This is a genomic window from Janthinobacterium sp. SUN033, from assembly GCF_030397595.1.
Lineage (GTDB): Bacteria > Pseudomonadota > Gammaproteobacteria > Burkholderiales > Burkholderiaceae_D > Janthinobacterium > Janthinobacterium kumbetense.
The window spans coordinates 880676-906212 of the sequence record NZ_JAPQNV010000001.1 but is presented as its reverse complement, the minus strand read 5'-3'; the positions used below and the strand labels follow the sequence as shown (position 1 = coordinate 906212).

Genomic DNA, 25537 nt, shown 5'->3' with positions numbered 1-25537 from the left:
AAATCCGGCAAGCCGCATCCCATGCGCCCTGCGCTGGCAGGTCATTTCAGCTCATCATGATTCATTTCCAGCGGGAAAGCGCTCCCATGGCGTTGTTTTCAAGGTGGCAAGCCCTTGCCTGTCACGCAACCGTCATATTTGCTGCCTAGAATCCGCCCGGTTCCTTCCCCTAACCGAGCTCTTCATGAAAACCATGCACACATCGTTCCCCTCCCCGCTGCGCCTGACGGCCGTGGCCCTCGGCATCATGGCCGTCTTCAGCGGCCAAAGCCATGCGCAAGCGCAAGATGCGGATGGCCAGCCGGCCGCCACCGTGGTCGTCAGCGGCCAGCGCGCCAGCCTGCGCAACGCCATCGCCGCGCAAGAGAAAGCCGACAACATCATCAGCGTCATCAGCAGCGACGATATCGGCGGCTTGCCGGACAAAAACGCGGCCGAGGCGCTGGCCCGCTTGCCGGGCGTGTCCGTGCAGCGCGACCAGGGCGAAGGCCGCTACATCACCGTGCGCGGCCTGGGCCCGGACTTGAACGCCGTCACCATCAACGGCGCGCTGGTGCCGTCGCCGGAAGCGGGCCGCCGCGCCGTGGCGCTGGACATCCTGCCTGCCGGCCTGATCCGCACGCTGGAAGTCTCGAAGACCTTGCTGCCGGAAATGGACGCCAACTCGCTGGGCGCCACCGTCGAAGTCAAATCGCTGTCCGCCTTCGACTTGCCGGGCAAGCTGCTGTCGGCCAACGTGGGCGCCAGCATTGACGAAAAGACGGGCAAGACCAGTCCCAGCGGTGGCGCCCTGTGGGCCCAGCGCTTCCTCGACGGCAAGCTGGGCGTTGCAGCCGGCCTGAGCGCGGAAAAGCGCTCGTTCGGCTCGGATGACGTGGAAACGGGCGGCGCCTGGAGCAAGGGTAAATTGTCGGGCCTGGAATTGCGCGACTACCTGCCCGTGCGCAAGCGCGGCGCGCTGGCCGTCAACCTCGATTACCGTCCCAAAGCGGGCAACAGCTGGTTCCTGCGCTCGTTCCTCAGCGAATTTTCCGACAATGAAGTACGCGACCGCTTGACCATCAGCAATATCGCGGGCGGCAGCTTGGCGGAAGGCCAGACGGCCAGCGCGCGCGCCGAGCGCCGCATCCGCCAGCGCAAGTACACGCAGCAAGTGCGTTCGCTCGTGCTGGGCACGCAGCAGAAATCGGGCGACTGGACCCTGGACGTGAAAGGCGGCCTGAGCCGCGCCACGGAAGACACGCCGGAATCCCTGAACGACGGCCGTTTCCGCGGCACCAGCAATTTCGCCGGCATCAGTTTCACGGATACGCAGGAACCGAAATTGAGCGGCCCCGCCTCGCTGTACGACCCGGCCAGCTACGCGCTCAACGCCATCACCCTGCAAAAACGCTATTCGAAGGACAATGAACACCACGCGCGCATCGACCTGGCGCACAAGTTCGACATCGCCACCCTGAAGTTCGGCGCAAAAGTCAGCCGCCGCGAAAAAACCAATGACACGGATCAATGGGCATATAACAGCAGCAAGGCATCGAGCGGCAATTATTGGGGCGCCGGTTCCACCTCGATGAGCAATTTCGTGCAAGGCCACACGCTCGACTATGACCTGGGCAACATCGGCGTGGCCCTGGACCCGGCCCTGATCCGCGCCCGCGTGGCGGGACTGGACCGCGCCAAGGCGCGCCTGGCGACCGAGTCCATCATCAACGACTACCGCATGCATGAAGACATCAACGCCATGTATGTGCAGAACAGCTATGACTTCGACGCCTGGCACATCCTGGGCGGCGTGCGCGCCGAGCGCACCAGTTTCGAAGCGGCCGGCTCGCAGGTGGATAGCGCCGGCGTCGCCACAGCCTTGACGCGCGAACGCTCGTACACCAATTGGCTGCCAAACCTGCAAACCCGTTATGACCTGGATCAACATACCAGCGTGCGGGCCGCCTGGACGCAAGCCGTCGTGCGCGCCAACTTCAGCCAGCTGGCGCCCGGCATCAGCCTGGCCAGCAACACGGAAGCCGTGATCGGCAACCCGGACTTGAAGCCGCTGAAGGCCAACAACCTCGACCTCGGCATCGAGCGCGTGCTGGGCAATGACGGCGTGATGTCGGCGTATGGTTTCTACAAGGACATCAAGAATTTCACGTACACGACGAACCTGGCCGGCACGGGACAGTGGGCCGGCTACACGACGGCCACCTCGTATGCGAATGGCGACGCGGCCAAGGTGAAAGGCATCGAACTGGCCTACATGCAGCCGCTGCGCATGCTGCCGGCGCCCTTCAATCGTTTCCTCGTCGGCGTGAACGGCACCCTGAGCACCTCAAGCGCGCAAATCGGCCGCTTCGACAAAGCCAGCAACAAACAGCTGAACCGCGACATCCGCCTGCCGGGCCAGTCGAACCAGGTGATGAACTTGATGCTGGGCTATGAAACAGGCCCGGTCAGCGCCCGCCTGGCCCTCAACTACAAGTCGCCTTACCTGCTGGAAATGGGCAACGACATCCTCGATCAAAGCCAGGACCATATCGTCGCCGGCCAGAAGCAGCTCGATTTCTCGCTGTCGTACCAGATCAACAAGCAATTCCAGCTGATGTTCGAGGCGGCCAACTTGAACAACGAAAAATACTATGTTTACCAGGGCACGAAGCAATACAACGTGCAAAACGAACAATATGGCCGCACTTTCAAAGTGAGCCTGAAAGCCAGCGCCTTCTGATGATGATTTCCAACAATATGAAAAAAACCGTACTCTGCAGCGCCCTGCTGGCTGCCTTTTGCCTCGCGGGCACGGCGCAAGCCGCGCCTGCCAACACTGTGCCTTCCTTCACGCAGGAAGCGGAAGAACTGTCGCGCCTGCCCGGCGGCGGGTGGCTGCTACTCGACAAGCACGGCTTGCGCCTGTTCAACGCAGCCGGCCAGGAACAGGACCGTATCGCCGTGCGCGCCAAGCAACTGGACACGCGCAGCGATGGCAACAAGGTGCTGGCCGTCTTCCTGGAAGCGGACACGCAGCGCCCGCTGCCCGTCTCCGTCGACGTGCAAGCCGGCAAGCTGATCAAGCTGGCGCCATTTCCCGTGCCGACATTTTCCGTGGAAGCGTCGTGCCTGTACCGCGACGCCCAGCAGCTGGCCCATCTGTTCTTGATCGGCAAGGATGGACAAGCGGAACAGTGGGTGATGCAGGGCGAGCAGCGCAGCCTGGTGCGCAAACTGGCCTTGCCGCCGCACGCCAAGCATTGCCGGGTCGACGATGGCGCCCATCGCCTGCTGGTGAGCGAGGCCAACATGGGCGTGTGGGCGTATGACGCCGAGTCCGAAGGCATGGGCAAGCGCGAAGTAGTCGCCCTGCGCAAGCCGTATGGCCAGCTGGACGGTGGCGCCGGTGCACTGGCCGTGCTGCCGGGCGGCGTGGCCGTGCTCGACGGCAAGGCAGACAAGCTGCATCTGTTCTCCCGCCAGGGAAGTCAATGGACGGCGCAGCCAGCCCAAGCCGTCGCCTTGAACGTGCGCAAGGGTGAAAGCCAACTGGCGCTGGACAAGGACTCCTTGCTGCTGCGCGGCAAGAATGGTTGGCAAACGCGGCCCTTGAAATGGGCTGGCAAAGCGGAAACGCAGCCTGCCGTGGCCATCATCGCCCCGCAAGCCCAGACGGAGCCGATGGCGCGCCAGGGCGACGCGGCCGACGATCCGGCCATCTGGCTGTCCAGCAATCCGGCCGACGCACGCATCCTCGGCACCAACAAGAAGCAAGGCTTATTGGTCTACGACCTGCAAGGCAAACAGACCCAGCTGCTGGAAGTGGGCCGCCTGAACAACGTCGACGTGCGGCAGAATATCCAGTTGGGCGGCAGCAAGGTCGACCTGGCCGTCGCCACCCAGCGCGACGATAACAGCATGATGTTGTTCACCATCAATGCCAGCGGCGACGTGGCGGAAGCGGGCCGCTTCCCTACGGGATTGAAAAGCATCTACGGCATGTGCTTGTACCAGCCGGCCAGCGGCGGCGTGCAAGCGTTCATCAACGACAAGGATGGCACTTTCCAGCAATACAGCATTGGCTTGAACGGCAACAAGTTCAGCGCCACCCTCTTGCGCAGCTTCAAGGTCGCCACCCAACCGGAAGGCTGCGTGGCCGACGATGTCAACGCCCGCCTCTTCTTGGGCGAGGAAACGCGCGGCATCTGGACCACCTCGGCCGACGCCGCCAAACCGGACGCCCTCACCATGGTCTTGCCCGTGGGCGCGAACCTGACGGCCGACGTGGAAGGCATGGCCATCTACCGCCAGCCAGGCGCCAAGCCGGACAGCGGCTACCTGATCGTTTCCAGCCAGGGCGACAGCAGCTACGTGGTGCTCGACGCGCAAGCGCCATATACAGTGCGCGGCCGCTTCAAGGTGGGCTTCAACCTGCCCGCCGGCATCGACGGCACCTCGGAAACGGATGGTCTGGACGTCACCTCCGCCAACCTGGGCGGCGCGTACGCGCAAGGCATGCTGGTAATCCAGGACGGCTACAAGCGCCTGCCCGATGGACCGCAGAACTTCAAGTATGTGGCGTGGGGGGATGTGGCGAAGGCGTTGAAGCTGGACTAATCAGACTGGAGCGGGGCCGGTCCGCCGGGGGAATGCGCCTCAATGGGGCGCATTCCAATCCCGAGGAGCCCGGCCCCGATACTATCTGCGCGGCATATCGATATGAAATGGCAGGCGCTTGCCGCACAAGTCCACCCTACCCGACACGGCTAGTCGATCCGCCGACAATTCAATGATGTTGACGGCCGACACGTCACCATATTCCATCATATAGATACCCGATTCCTCCGCCTCGGGATGCATATCCAGCATCCCGATCGCAAACGCTCCTCCCTGCCCTTCCTGTATGCGCAAGCCATGCAGGAAAAAAACCGGCGGATACAGCGCCCACGACCATTCCGCATCCTCCGGCTCGGTCAAGCGCATGAACACATCATCGTCGCCATGGATATCGATATTCAGCTCCAGCATGCCGCTGCCATGGGCTTCCAGACTAATGCTTGATTTCGCTACATCCACTTCAAAATTGGTGTTGCCGATACTAAAAAAAGTCATTCAATACTTCTCCTGAGTTACAAGCAAATAGACGGCGCGATAAACAGCAAGAAATGCAGGATTGCCGTGTCTTCACCATATTAATTTAACTATTATCAATGCGCACAGCAATGACATTAAACTTTACCACCTTTAATAATGCCAATGAATGCAAGAAAGAAGCGTTTATCCGAAAAACAGATAAAACTTGTAATGTCCGCTTGCGCCTGTGGATTCAATCGGTCAACGCAACACACTGTTCAAATTGTTGAGCCGGTGTTTGGTAGTGTAGCGTCTTCCTGGGGCGCTCGTTGAGTCGTCTGGCTACCGCATCGAGTTGCTCTTGTGAATAAGTAGAAATATCCAGCCCCTTGGGGAAATACTGGCGCAACAGGCCATTGGTATTTTCATTTGAACCGCGCTGCCATGGATTCTGTGGATCGCAGAAGTAGACCTGGATATCGGTGGCCAATGTAAAGCGTTTATGCCCGGCGAGCTCGCTGCCACGATCCCAGGTCAGTGACTTATATAGTTCCTGAGGCAGCCTGCGGGCATTGTCGATCAATGCGTTGACCACCGTTTCGGTATTTTTGGCAACGACTTTTATCAGCATGACATAGCGCGTCTGGCGCTCAACCAACGTCACGATCTGGCTGTTGTGGCTGCCGCAGAGCAGGTCCCCCTCCCAATGCCCGGGCACTGCTCGATCCGCTGCCGTCGCTGGACGCTCGCTGATCGGCACGGCGTCGACAATTCTGCCGTGGTTGTCCGTCTTTTGGGTGTGATGACGTGAGCGGCGCATGGCGCGCGTCCGGCGCAAGTGCTCCAGTAACTCCTTCTTTAGGGCGCCTCGGGCCTGAATATAGAGGCTGCGGTAAATGGTTTCGTGCGACACGTGATACTCCTCGTGGCTCGTGAACAGCTGCTTGAGCCAACCAGCAATCTGTTCCGGCGACCACTGCAATTGGAGCTTGCTGGCAACCATGTTGGCCAGCATGCGGTTCTTCGTCAGCTTACAAGGTTTGGGGCGCCGCGTCTGATCCCAAGCATGCTGATCCGCCTGAGTTGCACGATATGCTTCGCGGCCACCATTGCGCTTGAGTTCCCTGCTGATGGTCGATGGTGCGCGTCCGAGGCGTCTGGCAAGTGCGCGAATGGATACGCCAGTAACGATGGCACGCGATACCTCCTCGCGCTCGGCCAGCGTCAGCGCCAGTCTGGAACGGCATCGCTGCGCTGGCCGTATGCCACCAGATTCAGCCAGAATCCGCTGTATCGACGAGTGATTCCGATTAAACAGCTGGGCTATCATCTGCAGAGAGTCGCCTTGCTTCCAGCGTTCCCACATCAAGGCCTTCTGCGTCTCGGTGTAATAAATGCGTGGTTTCTGTTTCATCTTCAACACTCCTGTCACCTAGGAATTTAGGTTTGAGTGTTGCGACCACCGATTGAATCCGCAGCCGGTTGCCGCCGTTGCCAGGTTCCGCGTGCGGCCATTCACCCCGCTGCAAGCACTATAAATCTTAGAGGCCCATAACAGCCTCGAAGAGATGACGAAGCCAATTTCTAAACGCGAGGCGTTTGGACTCTCGTTGCCTCAGCCGATGCATCAACAACCACGTTGCATACAAGGCGATCATAACGGCGCACGCTGCACTGATGATGGCTGTGAAGATCTGTATAGCTGGAAGCATAACCATCTGTCCTCATTCTCACTACGTCCGCTTGTGGCCGACAGCAGCCTTCCAATATCCTTTTCTGCGCACTTAATCAATGCCCATTTCATCCAGCCAAGATTCAACTCCGAGCTCTTTTGCGGCTTGGATAAGGCAGTTTTTTTCCTCGACGGAACATTTTTTCAACTCCGCTGAAATCTCTTCGAGTGCCGCGACATCTTCGTCCGAGGCGTCGCCGGCTCGACTATCTATATATTGTGTGGCGAATATTATGGCGCGTGCAAGTGTTTTGATATTGCCCTCCGTGAATCGAAAAATATGCTCATCGGCGTCTGTCTTTGGCCGGTAGCGGCACCAGAGCATAGCGGATTGCTAAGCAGAAAAACTCACAAATTGTCACGCTGCCGCGAATGACCGCTTGTGGCCGGTTGCTGTCATGTTCGGTCAACCCACGCATCTTCGCAACGAATATAAACCACAATTGGAAGGTATTCCATCGGTTCCGGTTCTGGCATTACGAGATACTCCTCGTCAACTTCATAGTTTAAGGAAGCTTGAATCTCTGTCACCGCACAGCTTAATGCTTGCAAAGCAGACTCAGGTAAGGCTCCGTCCGTATAGACTCGGAAGCGAACTTTTTGAAACGATAAGTCAAGGTTCAAAGAGATACTTCTAACCCTCGGAGTGATATGCGTCGTTAGCGCGATTTGGGCGACTGCTCTGAGCTGTAATATTTCTGACATATTTTCGACTCTATCCGATTGGTTACGTCCGCTGTTGGCCGGTTGCCGCTGTTGGCGGGGTTCGCCCCGAAGCAGATGCTCGCCGTTTTCACGAAAGATCGAAGATGCTCAGTCGCTAAACGGAAGAGAGATATTGCTGCTCATTAACGTGACTTTGTAGTGAGACACCAGGTCAGATAGCTGCTCAACAGTGTCCGCGAGTTCTCCTGCAGCCTCTTCACTTAGGCACGCCGCTTCAGACTGTACTACTTTAAGAGACCGAAGCAAGACACTCAGTGTATCGCCTTGAATCAGGCACCCGGGGAAATTACGCTGTGGATGGCGCATTACAACGGCGTTCGATGCATCAGAAAAAATTTCGACTTCTTGAATATACATTGTGTCTCCAATTTATCATGGGTAGACTCACCGACCGCTTCTGGCCGATCTCAGCCATACCGTGTATGGCAACTGTCGCCCCAAGAGTAGGGGGAGAGCGCTATATGTTTAATCGTGCAAAATAATCTGAACTTCGATGCTTCGCGTTGTCGCAAGCGCGCGGAGAAAGGTGCGGAGCATTCGAATCTCATCTCCAATCGCGCCGCTAGCACTTGGCAGGCCACAGACTAACACCTGCGCAGGTAATGCAAACTCGCTGGAATTACAGAGCAGATCTCGAAGGAAGACCCAAGTTATTTCCCTATCGATTGGCACACCAAAAGCGACCGCAACGGATTGACGAACGAACAATGTATTCTTCGCGTAGGTAAGATCTATCGTTATTTTCTTGTTGCACATATCTGTCGGTTCAATCATGGCCGGGTGTAGATCTAACGCAGCGTCCGCTTTTGGCCGTTTTTAGTCGCCGCCCTTCTACTTGCGTATCCCGATCTGAACTCCGTCGTGCGCTTCACTTTTCAGAATCTTCACTCCGCTCGGCCACACTGGGTCTTGTTCAGGTTCTTCCCAAGTTGTCAGCCAAATGATTTCCTTGCCGTCGTGCTGGCAAGTACCAAAAGCAAACTTCATCCCGGAGTTAATCATGTTTGCAGCGAAGCCCTTTGCGTCTACCAGTGAGCCCGCCACGCCAGTATTTTGAAATACTTCTGCATTCCATACCCAAGCGATCGGCTCCCCAGAAATGTCGCAAGCACGAAACTCACAGCTTGGCATCAAGGATGCGGCCTCTTCAATTCGCAAGAGAAACGCGTTCCGTATTGCAGCAAACTGCTGACGAAAGTCGTCGCTCCCTAGTTGCGCATTAATAAAGTGCTTCATTTATTCCTATGAGATAAAAATTGCGAGGCCGTCTGCTCTTGGCCGAACTCGGCCGTCATTCCTCACATTCGTCGAGCAAAAGCAAGCGCTGCACTTCTTCGTCACTCGGTTGCCAGTCAGCACCACGTTCCTCGTAAATCTTTACTAGACCCAGTAGAGTCAATGGGTCATCAGCGACAAAAATACAAGTATCATTTTCCGCTTGATATTGCTGTTCAGCCGTCCTGTCTCGAGTCACCGCATAGCCAAGTTTTTGCAAGATTCCCAACGCAGGAGCGAGCGTGTTTCCAGCGGCTGCAATTCGAATTTTATGTTGCATTTGAATGATTCCAGCATCAGCATAGATGCATTTCGGGCCAAGGGCCGTCCGCTCTTGGCCGATACTAGACTATGGGAAAAGAAGGGCAACATCACGCGCCACACCTTCTAACTGTCCTGCCTCAAACATGATATTCACGCGCAGCTCAGAATCATAGTCCGGTCCCATCAAGGTCACTTTCATTTTTATGTGTCCCGTTGAGTCGCTGGTCGCAGTTAACAGAACACGACTCTCGAGGTCTCCCCACTTCTTTTCGCCTTTCCAGCCTTTCCAGTCATCGGCCATATCTTGAAACCACGCTGCAAGCGGAGCCGCCATGAATGTCGATGATGGAGCAGTGCCTGAGAAGACAGGCGTGTCAACCCGCACATTAAAGTCAATGCCTTCTTCAAACTTGTTTGTAATAGTGAAAGTCAACAACGAACCTTCATGCGGTGACTTGAGCTCCAGGCGGTTCATCAATTTTCTTATCCGATTTTCTTAACTAGAGGTGGATTTTGAGCGTCCGGTTTTGGCCGATAACGGAAGCACTACGCGGCTCTCCAAATTGACTCGAACTCTTGATGGGAGATCACACTGTACCCTGGCTCCGTTAAATCGAGAGGCTTTTCTGATATCCCGCCAAATTCGTCGCTCTCATGCTCGGCACTATAGCAAAGCAGAGGACCAGAATCGTACTGTTCAATTTGTCGGGTAACCCGGCCTGCACCATCGACTTCAAAGTACCACCAGGACGTGCCCCATGCATCGTACATGTCGCCTCTAGTCTCGTCCCAGTGTCTTTTTACGTAACTTTGCATACTTAGATTGAGTAAAGAAGGGTAAGTCAGTCGTCCGCTTCTGGCCGGTCACTGTCATCCTAAGGCGTTCCATCAAAAGATTAGCGCGGCAACGGGCACAGTCAACAATATCACCAGAACCGCCGTGAGCCAGAACTGCTCTAACTCGCCCTCACGCAATAGCCTGCGACAGGCCATGATAGCGCGAAACAATGCGACTGCATACAAGAGCCCCCCCAGCAGGATAGCAAGAAAAATAATCGGCCAAAAAATACTGAGTTTCAACCACGCATCAAGAAACACTGTATTCCCTTCATCTAATAACTCTGCAGATTACCAATGTCAGCTCATGGCCGATTGCCGACTCTTTTAGTCGAAATGCCGATTAACATTAGTATCAGTCTTTAATGTGCTAATGGTAAAGACTGTTCGATTAGGAGCGGCTGCTCCCGATCATTAGTAAACAATTTTACAACTGTAGCGTATTTTGCAACATGATATCGAAAAACAAGCCGCGATGCACCAGTCATGTCAGCAACTACCTCGTTAAATCTCCCCGGCTTACCAATCTGCCAGCGACTGCCAGCCTCAGGCATATTAAAATACCGTCCCATGACCTCCCCCGCCTCGACCTCTTCCCTCCCCGACAGCATCCTGCTCCCTTCCCTGGCCGTCCTGGGAGGGCAGATTTCCGTCAATCTGGGGGCGGCGATTGCGAAGAATCTGTTTCCCGTCATTGGCGTGGAAGGGATCACGGCGTATCGCGTGGGGTTTTCCGCGCTGATCCTGCTGGCCATCTTTCGGCCGTGGCGCTACCGGCTGACGCGCAAGGATGTGCTGAATTTGCTGGTCTATGGTTCCGTGCTGGGGTTGATGAATTTGCTGATTTACCGGGCGTTTGCGTTGATACCGATCGGTATCGCCGTCGCCATCGAGGTAACAGGGCCGCTGGCCGTGGCCATGCTGTCGTCGCGGCGGCCGCGCGATTTGCTGGCGGTGGCGTGCGCCGTGTTTGGCTTGTATTTACTGTTGCCGCTGCAAGGCAGTCCAGGCAGCCTGGACCCGGTCGGCGTGGCGTATGCGCTGGGGGCGGCGCTGTGCTGGGCGCTGTATATCATCTTCGGCAAGCGGGCCTCGACCTTGCAAGGTGGGCAAGCCGTGGCCTGGGGCATGACGGTGGCGGCCATGGTGACGGTCCCCATCGGCATCACCTACTCGGGCACGGCCTTGCTGGCGCCATCGATTGCCTTGATGGGCCTGGCCATTGCCATGCTGTCCAGCGCCCTGCCGTACTCTCTGGAAATCTTTGCCTTGCGCCGCTTGCCGCAAGGGGTGTTCGGTATGTTCAGCAGCGCGGCGCCGGCCGTCAGCGCGCTGGCCGCCATGGCCGTGCTGGGAGAACTGCTGAGCCTAACCCAATGGCTGGCCATCGCCTGCATCGTGTTCGCGTCGGCCATGGCGGCGCTGGGCGCACAGGGCGGCAAGCGCTAGCGGCATTCAGGCCATCCCGTATCGATTCCTGCGCGCTTCCCTTCCTGCCGCCATTCCCGCAGCCATTCCTGCGCCGCCGGGCATCGCTGCGCCGCTGACGGACAGGTTTTGATGCCCGCCTGTAAAATACGTCATTGCTTGCCATATCGTGCACTTCCGCCTCAACGATGACCTATCCATTTCTTTTTCGCTGGTTTTCCCCTCTCGCCACCGCAGCCTTGCTGCTTGCGCCAGTCGCCGCCGCACAGGCGGCCGCTCCTGCCGCCCTCACGGGCAATGCCGAAGCGGGCAAGGCCGCTTTTCGCAAGTGCGCCTCTTGCCACCAGGTGGGGCCATCGGCGCGCGGCGGCTTCGGCCCCAAGCTGACGGGCGTGATCGGCCGCAAGGCCGGTGCCACCACCGACTATAAATACTCGGCGGCCATGAAAAACGCGAATATCGTCTGGACCGAGCAAAACCTGGCCGGCTTCCTGAAAGCGCCGAGCGATTTCATTCCTGGCAACAACATGCGCTTCTGGGGCATCGGTAACGCCCAGCAAGTGGCCGATTTGCTGGCCTACCTGCGCACGCAGTAAGCGCATGCAATAAGCACATGCAATAACTTCAGCGTCCAAGCTGGCCGAGTGCCAGCCTGCACGCATGCAGGCACATGCACGCGCACAAGGCGGCATCAGGCCCGTGACGCCAGATCCAATTCCCGGCGCTTGCAGCACGCCCTTGCGCTTCTTGTGCGCCGCCTCATAGTCGCGCAGACGACTCTAGGGCTTGGCCGGCAGCTTGCGCACGCACAGATAGATGGAATACAGCGCCGCCAGTCCCACCAGCACGTACACGCCGCGCGACGCCGTCGACATGGCGCCCAGGATGCGGGCCACGATATCGATATCGAACAAGCCCACCAGCGCCCAGTTCAAGCCGCCCACGATCAGCAGGATCATCGAGATCCAGTCGACCACGTTCAGGCGCTTGGCCGACATTTCCTCATTTGCCGCACCGTCCGATCCTGCCTGGATATTCGCCATGTCAGCCTCCTGTGAATAAGAAGAAAGACCCGCCGTCGGGTCTGTGCAAGGAACAGTGTAGGCGCTGCACCGGCATGCGCCAGTCGGACGATACCGGGTATCGAGGTAGGACGCGTCTGTAATACGACGAGTGATTTTATCTGGCAACAAATCATGCCGCTGTTGCTAAACAGGCAGTGACTAATTCCAATATGGAAATATTTATAGATTACTTAGTACCGCACTGCTACACTCATTTCACCCCAGCAACTTCAGGGGACAAGCGCCACGCCATGCCGCAGGCATGGGAGACGGCCACCATGGGACAACAGCTGAGGGGACATGAATATTTCAAATATACGTATCGGTGTGCGCCTGACCACAGGCTTTTTGCTCACTTCGCTTTTACTGGCCGTGGTGGTGGTCATCAGCACGTGGCAGTTGTCGACCGTGAGCGGGGAAATCGATAGCAGCGTGAACCAGCGCTATGCGCGCATCGCGCAATTGCAGGCCACGCGCAACAGTACGCAAGAACAACCCGCCCTGCGCGAACTCGACCAGCAGATCGCCACGCAATCGGCGCAGATGCGCACGGCGGCGGAGGCGGCCATGGCCCGCGCGCACGATACCAGCGTGCTGATCATTGCGCTGGGCCTGGTCGGCGGCGTGTTGAGCCTGGCGACGGCCTGGTTCATCAGCAGCGGCATCGTGCGGCCCTTGCGGCATGCCGTCAAAGTGGCGCGCAAGGTGGCTGGCGGCGACTTGAGCGAGCATATCCGCGTCGATTCCCGCGATGAAGTGGGGCAACTGCTGCAAGCCCTGAAAGACATGAATGCCAGCTTGATCACGATTGTGGGCGAGGTACGCGGCGGCACGCACGACATCGCGGGCGCCTCGGGCGAAATCGCCGCCGGCAACCTGGACTTGTCGCAGCGCACACAGGCGCAAGCCAGTTCGCTGGAACGCACGGCCGCCTCGATGGACGAGCTGACGGGCACCGTCAAGCAAAATGCGGATAACGCGCGGCAGGCCAATCAACTGGCGCAATCGGCCGCCGCAGTGGCAGGCAAAGGGGGCACGGTGGTGGCGCAAGTGGTCGATACCATGAGCTCGATCAACGCTTCGTCGAAAAAGATCGTTGACATCATCGGCGTCATCGACGCCATCGCCTTCCAGACGAATATCCTGGCCTTGAACGCGGCCGTGGAAGCGGCGCGCGCCGGAGAGCAAGGGCGCGGCTTTGCCGTCGTGGCCGCTGAAGTCCGCACGCTGGCGCAACGCTCGGCCGGCGCGGCCAGGGAAATCAAGCAACTGATCGGCGACTCCGTCGATCGGGTCGACGCAGGCGCGCGCCTGGTCGACACGGCCGGCGCCACCATGCGCGAAATCGTGGCCAGCGTGCACCGCGTAACGGACATCATGGGCGAAATCAGCATGGCCAGCGGCGAGCAATTGTCCGGCATCGAACAAGTCAATGCCGCCATCGTGCAAATGGAACAGGTAACGCAACAAAACGCGGCCCTGGTGGAACAGGCATCGTCCGCGGCGGCCAGCATGCAGCAGCGCGCCACGCTGCTGTCAGGCACGGTTGGCATCTTCAAGCTGAGCCGTGATCAAGTGTCAGCCCAAGCCGCGCACGGCATCAGCCTGGTAGCCGCACAGGCCACGCACGCCGTCACCGCGCCGGCAAACCGCACTGCCGCAAGCGTTAGAGCGCGGCTGAAAGCCTGAGTTCCCCAGCTCATCGCCGCGCCGCGACAAAATCGCTATAGCTGCTTGTACATGACCGTGGTGGCGTCCAGCCGGTCGCCGGCCGGCGCCAGCGCATAGCCGGGGATGCTGCCCGCAGCCACGTAGCCGAGCGACAAATACAGCGGTTCGGCATGGTCGCTGCTGCGCGTGTCCAGGGTCAGCAAGCTGCGCGGCAAGAGGCGCGCCTGCTCTTCCAGCGCCTGCATCAGCCGGCGCGCAAGGCCGCGCCGGCGAAAAGCGGGCGCGACCAGCAGCTTGCGCACTTCGGCCCGGTGCATCTGGTTGGGATTGGTATCCCAGTCCAGCTGCACGGCGCCCGCCACCGTCCCTTCCACCTCGGCCACCAGCAGCAGGCGCACGCCGCGCGTGACGGCCGGCAAGACGTTATCCGTCCAGAACGCCTGGCTGGCCGCCGTGTCGAACGGCAAGATAAAACCGATGCTGGCGCCGTCGTGCACGCATGCCTGCAGCAGCGCGCCCAGCTCCGGCAAGCGTTCGAGAATGTCGGCGGATGAAAAATGGCGTAGCGATGCGGGCATGGCGACCTCAGACAAGAAAGAGAAAATAGCGGGCGCCGCTGTCCGGCGGCGTCATGAAGGCGCTGGCGCCGTGCAGCTGGTAACGCAGGCAATCGCCGGCCAGCAAGTCGTGCGAGCGGCCGTCGACCATCACGTTCAGCTTGCCTTCCTGCAGCAACAAATGATGTTCCATGCCGGGCCGGGGCGAGGCCGCGTAGGCGATCGTCACGCCCGCGCCCAGCTCGCATTCGAGCGCTTCGCCGGCCAGCGCCCGCGCCGGTGGCGAGACGGAGCGGCGGATAAAACCGGTATCCGGGTCTGCCCACACGCTTTGCTGGGCCCGCCGCAGCAGGGGCGGAAAATCGTCTTCCACCATGCGCAGCAGGCGCGACATGGCCAAGCCATACGCGGCGCACAGCTTGCCCAGCACGTTTGTCGTCGGGCTGACTTCGCCATTTTCCAGGCGCGATAAAGTCGCGCGGCTGACCTGGCTGGCACTGGCCAGCTGGTCCAGCGACCAGCCCCGCTCCACACGCAACTGTTTTAAACGGGCCGCCAGCCGCTGTTCCGTATCGTTCTCTGTGAGCGCTGAATTTTCCATATATGGGAATTTATCCCTCATATGAAAAACAGTCAAGCAGTTTGAGCGCGTTACCCCGCCATGCGCGACGCGTGGCGGCACAATTCCAGGAAACCCGTCAAACGGGGCGAAAGGATCTTTTTGGACTGGCGAATCAGATAAAAGTTGCGCTCCAATGGCGGCAGCATGGTTTCCAGTTCCACCAATTGCCCGCTGGCCAGCAAATCGGCCACCACCACCCGCGACAGGCAGGCGATGCCCAGCCCGGACGCCGCGCCATACTTGATCGCTTCCGAGTTGCTGAACTCGCCCGCGGCGCGCAGATAGTGCAGATACGGCACCAGCGCCTGCTCCACGGCTTCACGCGTGCCCGAGCCCGCTTCGCGCAGCAGCCAGCCGGCCTGGTTCAGCTCCGTAAAACTGAGCAGATGGCGCAGTTGCGCCAGCGGATGCGTGGGCGCGGCCACGATCAGCATCTGGTCCGTCAGCCACGGTTCCACCAGCAAGCCCGCTTCGTGGCACGGACCTTCGATCAGGCCGATATCGACACGGAATTCCGCCACGGCGGCCGCGACGTCGGCCGTGTTGGCAATGGTCACCTGGGGAATGCTGCGGCCGTACTGCTGCGCCGCCTGCGCCAGGATCTGCGGCAGCAAATAAATGCCGATGGTGGTGCTGGCGCCGATTTGCAGGCTGATGGGCACGGACGGGTCGGCGCCCGCGAACTGGCGCTCGATGCTGGCGGCCCCGTCGCGCATCTGCCGCGCCTGCGGCAACAGCAAGCGGCCATTGTCGTTGAGCAGCAATCGCTTGCCCACCCGGTCGAACAGTTGCGCGCCCAGCAGCGCTTCCAGTTCATTCAGGGCCGCGCTGGTGGCCGATTGCGACAGCGCAATGTGTTCGGCCGCCGCGCTGGTGCTGCCCGTGTCCGCCACGGCCAGGAAAATCTGCAATTGCCGCAAGGTCAACGCCATTTTATTTACCTATTTTGTCGGTTAAACATACAAAAACAATCCGTTTTACCATTTAATCGACGAACTGTACAGTCATGCCATACGCATAAAAACATGGAGTACGGCATGTCTTCCCTCTCAAGCACCAATACAACAAGTTTCAGCGACCGCTACGGCCGCCTGCTGCCGGGCCTGCTGCTCAGCGGCGTGATCGCCTATGGCGCCATTGCGCTGGGCAAGCTGGAATGGATGCAAAGCCACGGCATGAGCGCGCTCACCCTGGCCATCATGCTCGGCATCGTGCTGGGCAACAGCGTGTATGGCCGCCTGGCGCCCACCTGCGGCGCGGGCGTGGCCTTTTCCAAGCAGACATTATTGCGACTGGGCATCATCCTCTACGGCTTCCGCCTGACCTTCCAGGATATCGGCCAGGTGGGCCTGGCCGGCATCGCCATCGACGCGCTGGTGCTGGCGTCCACGTTTGGCCTGGCCATGTTCCTTGGCACCACCGTATTCAAACTGGAACGCAACAGCGCCATCTTGATCGGCGCGGGCAGCTCCATCTGCGGCGCGGCGGCCGTGATGGCGACCGAGCCCGTCGTCAAGGGGCGCAGCGAGGATGTCACCGTGGCTGTCTCCACCGTTGTTGTGTTCGGCACCATCGCCATCTTCCTGTATCCCTTGCTGTACCGGTGGAACCTGGACTGGCAGGTGCTGGGCGCCACGCCCACCGCGTTCGGCGTGTACATCGGTTCGACCGTGCATGAAGTGGCGCAAGTGGTGGCGGCTGGCAAGTCGATCGGGCAAGAGGCGGCGAATGCGGCCGTGATCGCCAAGATGGTGCGCGTGATGATGCTGGCGCCGTTTCTCGTCATCCTGTCGGCGGTCCTGGCGCGCAGCAAGGCCAGGAGCGGCAACGGCAGCCACGACAAGGCGGCCAAGCTGGCCATCCCCTGGTTCGCCTTCATCTTCATCGGCGTGGTCGCCTTCAATTCGCTGGGCCTGCTGCCGGCAAGCATGGTGGCCACCATCACCGATATCGACACGGCCATGCTCGCCATGGCCATGGCGGCCCTGGGCTTGACCACGCACATGTCGGCCATCCGCCGCGCCGGCATCAAGCCCCTGCTGCTGGCCGGCCTGCTGTTCTGCTGGCTGATCGCCGGTGGCGCCGCCATCAACCATGTGGTCGCCAGCCTGTTTGCATGACACTCGCCCGTGTCGGGCCGGGGTAGCCGACACGGGAGTCGAAAACTTCGTACAATAAGCGTGTTTTGACTCTCAATCCGGCTCCGGCCCCACCCAGGAACACCCATGCATCTCTCGAACTGGCTGCTTTTCTGCAGCGTCGCCCTGCTCGTCACGTTTTCTCCCGGCCCGGCCGTCTTGCTGGCCATCTCGAACGCCATCGCCGTCGGACCGCGCCGCGCCATGATCAGCAGCATGGGCAATGGTTTCGGCTTGTTCATCATTTCCGGCGTGGCCATGGCCGGCATGGGCGTCGTGCTGGCCACCTCGGCCACGGCCTTCATGCTGCTGAAACTGGCTGGCGCCCTGTACCTGGTATTCCTGGGCATCAAGCAATGGCGCAGCAAGACCAGCGTCGTGGCCGATGCGCCCGTGGCATCCGGCGCGGCGAATCCCAACACGTTCTGGAAACTGTTTCGCCAGGGCTTGACGGTGGCGCTGACGAATCCGAAAGCCATCCTGTTCTTTTCGGCATTGTTCCCGCAATTCATCACGCCGGGCGAACCGGTGGCCATCCAGTTCACCGTGCTGACGACCTCGTTTGTCGCCTGCGCCATGCTGGCCCACTTGTTCTACGCCAACCTGGCGCGCCTGCTGAAAACCCAGCTGGCCACGCCGGGCCGCGCCAAGCTGTTCAACCGCATCACAGGCGGCGCCTTCGTCTTGCTGGGCCTGAGCCTGCTGCGCCTGCGCAGCAAGGCCGCGTAACTAGTCTTTTTCCGTCAAGAACGCCTCGATGCTGGCCGCCAGGGCCAGCGGCGTTTCATTCATCGGATAGTGTCCCGCATTGCCCAGCACCTCGAGCCGGGCTTGCGGGTACCACGCCAGATACGTGCGGTGCATCAGGGCCGCGTCAAAACGGGGGTCGTGCTCCCCCACCAGCGCCAGCAACGGCAGTGCCACGCGCGCCGCCTTGATTTCTTCACTGAAATCCGTCCCGCTCCACGCGAGGAAGTAGCGTGCAAACGCGGCCCGATCCGCACTCTCCCACGAATATTGCGCCTTCCAGTCCAGCCAGGCGGCAGGCAAGCGTCCGCCCGTGCTGCGGTCGATGATGGCGCGCCGCGCCTGCTGGTTGCCGCTGGCGTCGAGAAACAATTGCCGCGCCGCCCCGTCGAACGCCACGCCGCAGCTGGGCACGGGCGCCACGGCCACCAGTTTGCGCAAGCGCAAGGGCGCCATCAAGGCCAGCCGTTCCAGCGCCATGCCGCCCATCGAATGGCCCACCACGCTGAAGGTGGCAAAACCGAGCGCATCGGCCAAGGCCAGCGCGTCGCGGGCGACCTCTTCCATCGAATACTCACCCGCCGCGCCGCGCATGCCGCCATAGCCGCGATTGTCCATGAAGACATAGCTGAAAGCGCCGCCGTCGAGACCCGCTTCCATCGGGGAAAAAGCGTGGGCGTCGCCAAACCAGCCATGCAGGACGATGACGGCGTGCGGGCCATGGCCCACGCGATGATAGGTATTGTGCATGTTCACTCCTGAAAAGAGTGTGATGGTATGCGGCCGGCAAGCGGCCCGCCTTCGATGGCAGGTCAAATACTATAGAGTATGGGCCATGGATGATTTTTATACGGAAGTGCCCCGCCCTTTGATCGCCACGGCGCGCGACCATGCCGCCGATGCCGTCTTTCCCAGCCATAGCCATGCGCGCGGGCAATTCGCCTATGCGGCGCGCGGGGTCATCAGCGTGCACACGCCGCAAGGCAACTGGCTGGTGCCGCCGCAGCGGGCTTGCTGGGTGCCGGCCCGGCTTTCGCACGGCATGCGCATGCATGGCGCCGTGACCATGCACAATGTGTTTATCGACGCACCGGCCATCGCCGGGATGGGCTTGCCGCCCCACTGCCAGGTGCTGGACGCCTCGCCGCTGCTGCGCCAGTTGCTGGCCGAAGCCGTGACCGTGGAAGCCTTGTACGTCGAAGCATCGCGCCCCGGACGACTGATGGCCTTGCTGCTCGACGAGATTGCCGCTGCCAGCCCCCTGCCCCTGAGCGCCCCGCTGCCGCAGGAACCCCGGCTGGCGCGCCTGTGCCTGGACATGCTGCGGCAACCAAGCCTGGACAGCAGCCTGGATGCGATGGCGGCGCAGGCCGGCATGAGCCGGCGCACCTTTACGCGGCAATTCCGCGCCCAGACGGGGCTGGCCTTTGCCCAATGGCGCCAGCAAGCGTGCCTGCTGGCGGCCATCACGCGGCTGGCGGACGGGCAAGCCGTCACCCGTGTCGCGCTCGACCTCGGCTATGCCAGCCCCAGCGCCTTCACGGCCGCCTTCCGCCGCGTACTGGGCCAGGCGCCCAGCGACTATCTGGCCTAGGCAATAATGGCGGCGATGCGCTGCGACAATGCCTGCGCCAGTTTCTGCACGTGGTAGCCATCGACAAAGCCATGGTGCGCTTGCGCGGAAAACGGCACCCGCATGCGGCCATCCTCTTGCGCGGGGCCAAACTTGCCCCAGGTAAAGGTCGGGATATCGGCATCGCGGTGGCGGTGGATCGGGTGTTCGATGGCCGCCAGCTCCAGCCACGGCAGGCAAGTGATGAAGATATTGTTGCGCTGCTCGCGCTCGGTTTCCCCCTCGCCCGTATTGATCAGCGCGGAGCTGGCTTCCGCGAAACGCTTGGCTGCCAGGCTGCGTTCGATGAACAGGTCGAGCTGGTCCGTCATCGTGAAACGCGTGTAATTGAGGTTATCGTCGCCATTGATGACGGTATAGGAAGCGGGAAAATCGTCGATCCTGATCACTTCGCCCTGGTAGATGCGATACATGAACTGATCGATATCCCTGACCGTATTGAGCAGGCAAAACAGGAAAAAATGAAACACGGGGATTTTCCGTTCCTTGCACCAGGGCCGGAAATCCGGCACGTCGAGCTGGAAGTTGATGTTGACGAGGGGATTGTCGAATGCCCGGAACAAGTCATAGCGGTCGCGCCGCTTTTCAAAATTTTTCATGCGGCGAGTGTAGACGATGGGGGGACTGGCGGGCAAGTCATGCCGTATCGGCTTGCCAGTAACTTATCAATGCGACATGGAGCACCAATCGCTGCCTGTTATTCCTCACTGCGGCTTGACTGCCTGGCGCGCAAATCAAGAAAAACATGCCCCAGGATTTTTCTGCCGTGTATATCGACGATCACAGTCAGATAAGTATCATCGCGGGGAACGGGAATGCCGATGTGCTGAAACTTTCCATCTGACGACTCATAAATATGCGCGACCTGCCAATTCCAGTCCGCGGCGTCGCCAAAGTCACTCCCGATGACCAGATCGGCATATGCCCAAAGATCGACGACTTCCCTGGCGGTCTCGGTCACCTTCAGCATAGGCGCATGGAAGGTTTTTTGATATTCGTCATTCGACAGTAACTGTGTTTTCATTTTTTATCTGCATTTGGCCGCCGACCGGGATAAGCCGGTCGCAAGCCTCCCCGTATCGGGAGGCTTATTTCCGCCGGAATTACGACGCTTGATTAATCTCGTCGTCTATCATATTGGCAAACAGGTCGAAACTCAGGATACCCGTGCCGATGCATGAAAAGACTGTCGTACCCGCCGCATCCTTGATCGTCAATCTCTCGGTCCAGTCATTCTGATTCATGCACTTCAGGCTGGCGCCAGGCCAGGTGACGCCGTCCACATGCAAGCCCTGCGCCGAGAAGGCCAGTTCCTGTGTCTTGACATTCAGGAAATTGCCGAACAAGCGTTTCTTGTATACCTCGCCGCTGCTGATGTAGCGGAAAGTCACGCGCTCGCCGTCCGCCAGCTTTTGCTTCAAGACGGGCATGCGGTAATCCAGGTAACGGGAGCGAAATTCGTCCATGAATTCGTCAAAGCGCTTGAGTTCTCCGGTAGCCCATATCCAGGGCTGGTCGGCGCCCGTGCGGTAGGCAAAGTTATTGATCATGCCGGTCATGGCGGTGGAGCCGCCGGCAAACAGATACAGGTCCTCGATATCGGCAAAGGCGGCGTAGCTGCGAATGCCGTTCAATTCATGCACCACACCGTCTTCATGCAATTCAAAACGGCTTTTCCGCCGCTTGAGCATTATCGCGCGCATGACCAGCACCAGCACGGCGAGCAGCAATAGAAAAGCCGCCGTGCCATACAGAATAGTCAAATTGCTGTGCGTGCCCAGCTTGGCGCCATTACGCAAGGTCATGGCCTGCGTATCGGTCAGTGTTTTCTGAGGGATGGTCGTGCTCAGGTACAAGACAAAACCTGCCACTGCCGCCAGGATCGCCGCAAATACCGCAAACAACCTAGGCACCATCTTGCCGTGAAAATACACGGCGAGTGCTTTATTGGTGTGCGGGATACTAAAATTACCCATGTAATCTTCCTGTTAAATGATAGGGAGGGTTTTACAACCCGGAGGTCGAAATATATTCGGACCGGATTGTCTCCTATCTATTACTGGAATGGCCACACGCACGCACATTCAATACTGATTTCTTACAATAATGCCCCTGATTGCTGGCCGGCCGCAGTTATTATCTGGCATTGCAGAATTTCCCGGGCCACCTCGGCCACGCCTTCTTCCCGTTCTCCCATTGTCGGTGCATGGGCGAAGCGTTGCAATTCCCCGTCCAATTCGAGTGCCAGATCCCGTGAATGGCGCACGATGCCTTGCAATACAAAATACTTCCATTGTTCGTCATTACCGGCCAGCACCGTTTTTATATAGGGCGCGAGGCGCGGCCCGATGCCGGCCAGATAAGGCAGGAGCACGCCGGCCACCGGCCAATTGACATCCTGCACCCATTCCAGGATCTGCGGCATGGCTGGATGGACTTCCTCCCAGCTCAAGGCGATCAGGGCTCGCGCGGTGCGCGTATCGTGTTTATCGCGCGGCAATGGCAGGCTCATGCGAAGCGTCCCCTCATGCGGCGCCGCCGTGCGCCAGGCCCCGCTGCACCTTCCACGCCAGCGGCAAGGTCAGCAGCAATACGGCCGCCAGCGCCAGCAAGGCCGTGTGCACGCTCGTATGGTCGCCCAGCGCGCCGAACAGCACGGGCGACAGCGCCCCGCCGCCGATGCTGCCCGTGTAGAACAGGGCGAACGCATGCTCGCGCTTGCCGGGTTCGGCCAGTTCCGGCACCACGCCATACAGCACGGATGAAGTGCCATTGAGCGCCAGTCCCAGCAGGGGCAGCATGGCCATGACGCCGGCCAGCGGCAGCCACAGGGCCAGCACGATCAGCAGCGATGTCATCGATTCCGTCAGCCACACGGTCTTCATCATGCCGATACGCGCGCCCAGGTAGCCGCACAGCAACTTGCCGAAGGCGCCGCCCACGAACAGCAGCGATAGCGCCACGCCGATGCCGGCCGTGCCCGCGCCCTTGCTTTTCAGCAAGAATGGCAAAAAGGTGAGAAAACCCATGCGCACGGCGCTGTCCAGGGTGCCCGTGGCCAGCAAGGCGCGAAAGCTCGCCTTCGAGCCGCTGCCGGCGATGGTCTTGCCCGCCTTCTTCGCGCCCGCCTGCAGCTCGCCCGGTTTCGGCAGCAGCCACCACAGCAAGCCGGCCGCCGCCAGGCCCAGCAAGCCCAGCAAGGAGACGCTGGCTTGCCAGCTGCACACCAATAACAGCAAGCCCACCAGCGCGGGAATCAGGGTCTTGCCGATATCGCCGGCAAAGTTGTAGTGCGACAGCGCCTCCTTCACGCCGCCGCCCGCCTCGTGCGTGTCGGTGACGATGGAAGACGCCAGCGGATGCTGCGTGCTGGCGCCCAGGCCGCCCAGCAGCAAGGCGATCAGCAAGACGGCCAGGCCGCCCGCCTGCCCCGCGATCAGGTAGGCGACGCCGGCCAGCGCCGTGCCGCCCACGAGCATGCGTTCGCGGCCCCAGCGCTTCGCCAGGCGGCTGGCCAGCAGCTGGAATCCGGCCATCATGCCCGAGTAGGAACCGCGCAACAGGCCCACCATGGCGTAACTGATGGCAAACTGCGCCTGCCAGATGGGCAGGAGCACATAGATGACATCCGTCAAGCCGTCATGCACGGCATGCGCGCTGCAGGCGGCGAACAGCGAGCGGCGGCGGATCGATTTGTCGGAGGGGGACGATACGGTGGCAGCGGCGGATGGTTCAGTCATGACTTCGGCAGGAAAACGATGTGGACAGTGCAAGCTTACTACAGGGGCTGGCGGCGCAGCAGCACCTTGCCATACGTGCTCCAGCTACGCGTGCCGCCAACTTCAGGATCGATGGCAAAACGGCAACCCTGCACATAGGTAACCGCCGCCTCGACCAGTTCCGCTGGCAGGCCTGGCGCTTCGGCCACGATGCGTGCAGGGGCGCCTTCACTGCCGATAAACATGCGCAGCACGACGCCGCTGTCATTGCTGGCCGATTTGTCGAGATTGTTATAGCCCTGGACGCGCTGGGAAGGCTGGCAGCTGCCGGGTACCAGCAAGGGACGCAAGAGCTCGGTATCGTCCAGGTCCCATACATATTGAACACTAAAATTTTCCTTGGCCGCTCTATCAGCAGGGAACACGCACTGCCGCACATTGCTCAGCGCCGCATCGTCCAACACTTTCCACCCCGAACTGCGTGCCACGGATGCCGTTGCCACCTTGCCATCCTGCTCTACGGAAAAGCGCACGCTCGTTTTACCTTCCAGTTCATACAGGCGTGCCTCGTGCGGATACACTTGCGGCGGACAGGTCGCGCCCGGCATCGCCTGGCCAAGCCCGGGCAGGATGGCCAGCACCGCTGCCGCACAGCGTAATGGGAAGCTTGCTTCATGCATCGGCATCGTGACTCCAGCAATTGCTATTAAATAAGTTTTCAATTTTAGCAAATTGCCATGAACACCAGCAAGCCGCTGGCGAAACGACGGCAGGCGCGCCACCCGGCGAGGATGGTGCGCCTGCCCATGCAAAACCTTGCTTGCCCACTTACTTGGCCATTGCATCCTTGGCCATGCCATCCTTTTTCATCTCATCCTTTTTCATGCCGTCTTTTGCCATGGCATCTTTCGCCATGCCATCCTTGGCCATGTGGTCCTTCTTCATGTGTTTCTTCGCCATCGGCTTGTGCATGCCGTCCTTGCCCATGGCGTCCTTGTGCATGGCGTCGGCCGAGGCGTCCTTGGCCATGGCGTCTTTCTTCATGGCATCCTGGGCAAACGCGGCGCCCGACATGAGGATGGCGGAAGCGAGGATGGCGGCGAAGGTGGTGATCGTGGTTTTCATGATAAGTCCTTGTCTCTGGGTTAGTTGGGCAAATGCCCGGTGTGAAAGCGACTGCGGTGCTACGGGTGCTGCTTGCTGATAAATAATAGGAAGGCCGGGAGGTGGTCAGGGCCAGGCGCATTGCCGCAGGCAGTACGATTACGCACTGGCCGCCTCTCCGGCCATCCTAGGAACCGCCGAACCAGTTGTAGCCCTGATTCTCCCAATACCCTCCCGGATACGTATTCGTCACGAAAATGGCCTGGATGTGCTTGGGATTCTTGTAGCCCAGCTTGGTCGGCATGCGCAATTTCATCGGGTAGCCGTACTTGGGCGGCAATTCCTGGCCGTCGTAGCTCAGGGCCATGATGGTTTGCGGATGCAGGGCCGTGGCCATGTCGATGCTGGTGAAATAATCGTCGGCGCACTTGAAGCCGATGTATTTCGCCGTCGTGTCGGCGCCGACCCGCTTCAGGAAGTGGGCAAACGGCACGCCGCCCCACTTGCCGATGGCGCTCCAGCCTTCCACGCAGATGTGGCGCGTGATCTGGGTTTCCTGCGGCAAGGCGCGCAATTGCGGCAAGCTCCACGGCTTCCTGTCGGCGATCAAGCCGCTCAATTCCAGGCGCCAGGCGTCGCCATCGACTTCTTCCACTTCATCTTCGCCGTAATACGCGTTGAAGGGAAACGGCCGCGTGATCATGGAGTCCGGGTAGGTCGGCGCCAGCTTGGTCGGGTCGAACAGCCAGCCCTGTACCCTGTCGTTGAAGCGCGACACGGCCGCCAGCGCCGTCTCGATGCCGGACGGGTCGCTGACGTTGCAACCGGTCAACAAGGACAAGCCGCCCAGGGTCAGGCTGCGCTGCAGGAACAAACGGCGCGACGGTTGCTTGATCTGGCGCAAGGCGTCGTCCAGCATAGCCTGGCCCTGCCTTGGCACGAGGATGGTTTTTTTCATGATCGTC

The 25537-nt window shown here is 59.9% G+C and carries 28 protein-coding genes; 8 read left to right on the top strand and 20 right to left on the bottom strand.

Annotated elements, in window-relative coordinates; genetic code table 11:
* Positions 1–184: 184 nt before the first annotated feature.
* Complete coding sequence (locus tag OX460_RS04205; protein WP_289897774.1) at positions 185–2722, top strand: TonB-dependent receptor; 2538 nt, start codon at positions 185–187, stop codon at positions 2720–2722.
* Positions 2723–2739: 17 nt separating this feature from the next.
* Complete coding sequence (locus tag OX460_RS04200; protein WP_289897773.1) at positions 2740–4599, top strand: phytase; 1860 nt, start codon at positions 2740–2742, stop codon at positions 4597–4599.
* A gap of 81 nt (positions 4600–4680) precedes the next feature.
* Here the strand turns inward: OX460_RS04200 and OX460_RS04195 are convergent, their stop codons facing one another.
* The 7 genes from OX460_RS04195 to OX460_RS04165 form a co-directional block, all read right to left on the bottom strand.
* Positions 4681–5094 (bottom strand): hypothetical protein, encoded by a 414-nt coding sequence (locus OX460_RS04195; protein WP_289897772.1) that lies wholly within the window; start codon positions 5092–5094, stop codon positions 4681–4683.
* Between the two features lie 214 nt (positions 5095–5308).
* The gene (locus tag OX460_RS04190; protein WP_289897771.1) at positions 5309–6469 is read right to left on the bottom strand and encodes an IS30 family transposase; all 1161 of its coding nucleotides are present in this window, start codon (positions 6467–6469) and stop codon (positions 5309–5311) included.
* A gap of 370 nt (positions 6470–6839) precedes the next feature.
* Positions 6840–7112 carry a hypothetical protein gene (locus OX460_RS04185; protein WP_289897770.1) on the bottom strand — a complete coding sequence of 91 codons (273 nt, stop codon included), beginning with the start codon at positions 7110–7112 and terminating at the stop codon, positions 6840–6842.
* Between the two features lie 488 nt (positions 7113–7600).
* Positions 7601–7870, bottom strand: a complete 270-nt coding sequence (locus OX460_RS04180; RefSeq protein ID WP_289897769.1) for a hypothetical protein — start codon at positions 7868–7870, stop codon at positions 7601–7603.
* 474 nt (positions 7871–8344) lie between these two features.
* A complete protein-coding gene (locus tag OX460_RS04175) occupies positions 8345–8749 on the bottom strand; it encodes a hypothetical protein (RefSeq protein WP_289897768.1) in 405 nt (134 codons plus the stop codon).
* A gap of 55 nt (positions 8750–8804) precedes the next feature.
* Positions 8805–9068 (bottom strand): hypothetical protein, encoded by a 264-nt coding sequence (locus tag OX460_RS04170; RefSeq protein WP_289897767.1) that lies wholly within the window; start codon positions 9066–9068, stop codon positions 8805–8807.
* Between the two features lie 69 nt (positions 9069–9137).
* Positions 9138–9527: a DUF6228 family protein gene (locus OX460_RS04165; RefSeq protein WP_289897766.1), complete on the bottom strand. Its 390-nt coding sequence runs from the start codon at positions 9525–9527 to the stop codon at positions 9138–9140.
* Between the two features lie 932 nt (positions 9528–10459).
* On the opposite strand from OX460_RS04165, the gene OX460_RS04160 reads away from it, so the two are divergent.
* Both OX460_RS04160 and OX460_RS04155 read left to right on the top strand, forming a co-directional pair.
* Entirely contained in the window at positions 10460–11338 is an 879-nt protein-coding gene (locus OX460_RS04160; protein ID WP_289897765.1) for an EamA family transporter, read from the top strand.
* A gap of 167 nt (positions 11339–11505) precedes the next feature.
* The gene (locus OX460_RS04155; RefSeq protein WP_289897764.1) at positions 11506–11913 is read left to right on the top strand and encodes a cytochrome c family protein; all 408 of its coding nucleotides are present in this window, start codon (positions 11506–11508) and stop codon (positions 11911–11913) included.
* A gap of 183 nt (positions 11914–12096) precedes the next feature.
* Here OX460_RS04155 and OX460_RS04150 read toward each other — a convergent pair whose 3' ends face one another.
* Complete coding sequence (locus OX460_RS04150) at positions 12097–12360, bottom strand: DUF378 domain-containing protein (RefSeq protein ID WP_218965320.1); 264 nt, start codon at positions 12358–12360, stop codon at positions 12097–12099.
* A gap of 321 nt (positions 12361–12681) precedes the next feature.
* Between OX460_RS04150 and OX460_RS04145 the strand changes: the two genes are divergently transcribed.
* Positions 12682–14070 (top strand): methyl-accepting chemotaxis protein, encoded by a 1389-nt coding sequence (locus OX460_RS04145; RefSeq protein ID WP_289897763.1) that lies wholly within the window; start codon positions 12682–12684, stop codon positions 14068–14070.
* Positions 14071–14105: 35 nt separating this feature from the next.
* Here OX460_RS04145 and OX460_RS04140 read toward each other — a convergent pair whose 3' ends face one another.
* From OX460_RS04140 to OX460_RS04130, 3 genes are read right to left on the bottom strand one after another with little or no spacing between them, the layout of a single operon-like run.
* Positions 14106–14630: a GNAT family N-acetyltransferase gene (locus tag OX460_RS04140; protein WP_289897762.1), complete on the bottom strand. Its 525-nt coding sequence runs from the start codon at positions 14628–14630 to the stop codon at positions 14106–14108.
* Positions 14631–14637: 7 nt separating this feature from the next.
* Positions 14638–15210 (bottom strand): XRE family transcriptional regulator, encoded by a 573-nt coding sequence (locus tag OX460_RS04135; protein WP_289897761.1) that lies wholly within the window; start codon positions 15208–15210, stop codon positions 14638–14640.
* A 50-nt stretch (positions 15211–15260) separates the two neighbouring features.
* Positions 15261–16163 carry a LysR family transcriptional regulator gene (locus OX460_RS04130; protein ID WP_289897760.1) on the bottom strand — a complete coding sequence of 301 codons (903 nt, stop codon included), beginning with the start codon at positions 16161–16163 and terminating at the stop codon, positions 15261–15263.
* A gap of 105 nt (positions 16164–16268) precedes the next feature.
* On the opposite strand from OX460_RS04130, the gene OX460_RS04125 reads away from it, so the two are divergent.
* Positions 16269–17351, top strand: a complete 1083-nt coding sequence (locus OX460_RS04125; protein ID WP_289897759.1) for a YeiH family protein — start codon at positions 16269–16271, stop codon at positions 17349–17351.
* Positions 17352–17456: 105 nt separating this feature from the next.
* Positions 17457–18098: a LysE family transporter gene (locus OX460_RS04120; RefSeq protein ID WP_289897758.1), complete on the top strand. Its 642-nt coding sequence runs from the start codon at positions 17457–17459 to the stop codon at positions 18096–18098.
* Here OX460_RS04120 and OX460_RS04115 read toward each other — a convergent pair whose 3' ends face one another.
* On the bottom strand, positions 18099–18866 hold the full coding sequence (locus tag OX460_RS04115; protein WP_289897757.1) for an alpha/beta hydrolase: 768 nt from the start codon (positions 18864–18866) through the stop codon (positions 18099–18101).
* An 85-nt stretch (positions 18867–18951) separates the two neighbouring features.
* On the opposite strand from OX460_RS04115, the gene OX460_RS04110 reads away from it, so the two are divergent.
* Positions 18952–19710 (top strand): helix-turn-helix transcriptional regulator, encoded by a 759-nt coding sequence (locus OX460_RS04110; protein WP_289897756.1) that lies wholly within the window; start codon positions 18952–18954, stop codon positions 19708–19710.
* Here OX460_RS04110 and OX460_RS04105 read toward each other — a convergent pair.
* The 8 genes from OX460_RS04105 to OX460_RS04070 form a co-directional block, all read right to left on the bottom strand.
* Positions 19707–20348 carry a CatA-like O-acetyltransferase gene (locus OX460_RS04105; RefSeq protein ID WP_289897755.1) on the bottom strand — a complete coding sequence of 214 codons (642 nt, stop codon included), beginning with the start codon at positions 20346–20348 and terminating at the stop codon, positions 19707–19709. The genes OX460_RS04110 and OX460_RS04105 overlap by 4 nt on opposite strands.
* A 98-nt stretch (positions 20349–20446) precedes the next feature.
* Positions 20447–20773 carry a hypothetical protein gene (locus OX460_RS04100; RefSeq protein ID WP_289897754.1) on the bottom strand — a complete coding sequence of 109 codons (327 nt, stop codon included), beginning with the start codon at positions 20771–20773 and terminating at the stop codon, positions 20447–20449.
* 79 nt (positions 20774–20852) lie between these two features.
* Positions 20853–21725 (bottom strand): hypothetical protein, encoded by an 873-nt coding sequence (locus tag OX460_RS04095; RefSeq protein WP_289897753.1) that lies wholly within the window; start codon positions 21723–21725, stop codon positions 20853–20855.
* Positions 21726–21847: 122 nt separating this feature from the next.
* On the bottom strand, positions 21848–22261 hold the full coding sequence (locus OX460_RS04090) for a DUF5071 domain-containing protein (protein WP_289897752.1): 414 nt from the start codon (positions 22259–22261) through the stop codon (positions 21848–21850).
* Between the two features lie 13 nt (positions 22262–22274).
* Complete coding sequence (locus OX460_RS04085; RefSeq protein ID WP_289897751.1) at positions 22275–23489, bottom strand: MFS transporter; 1215 nt, start codon at positions 23487–23489, stop codon at positions 22275–22277.
* Between the two features lie 38 nt (positions 23490–23527).
* Complete coding sequence (locus tag OX460_RS04080; protein ID WP_289897750.1) at positions 23528–24154, bottom strand: energy transducer TonB; 627 nt, start codon at positions 24152–24154, stop codon at positions 23528–23530.
* Between the two features lie 142 nt (positions 24155–24296).
* Positions 24297–24593, bottom strand: coding sequence for a pentapeptide MXKDX repeat protein (locus tag OX460_RS04075; RefSeq protein WP_289897749.1), 297 nt, complete (start codon positions 24591–24593; stop codon positions 24297–24299).
* Positions 24594–24759: 166 nt separating this feature from the next.
* Positions 24760–25530, bottom strand: coding sequence for a molybdopterin-dependent oxidoreductase (locus tag OX460_RS04070; RefSeq protein WP_289897748.1), 771 nt, complete (start codon positions 25528–25530; stop codon positions 24760–24762).
* Between the last annotated feature and the right edge of the window lie 7 nt (positions 25531–25537).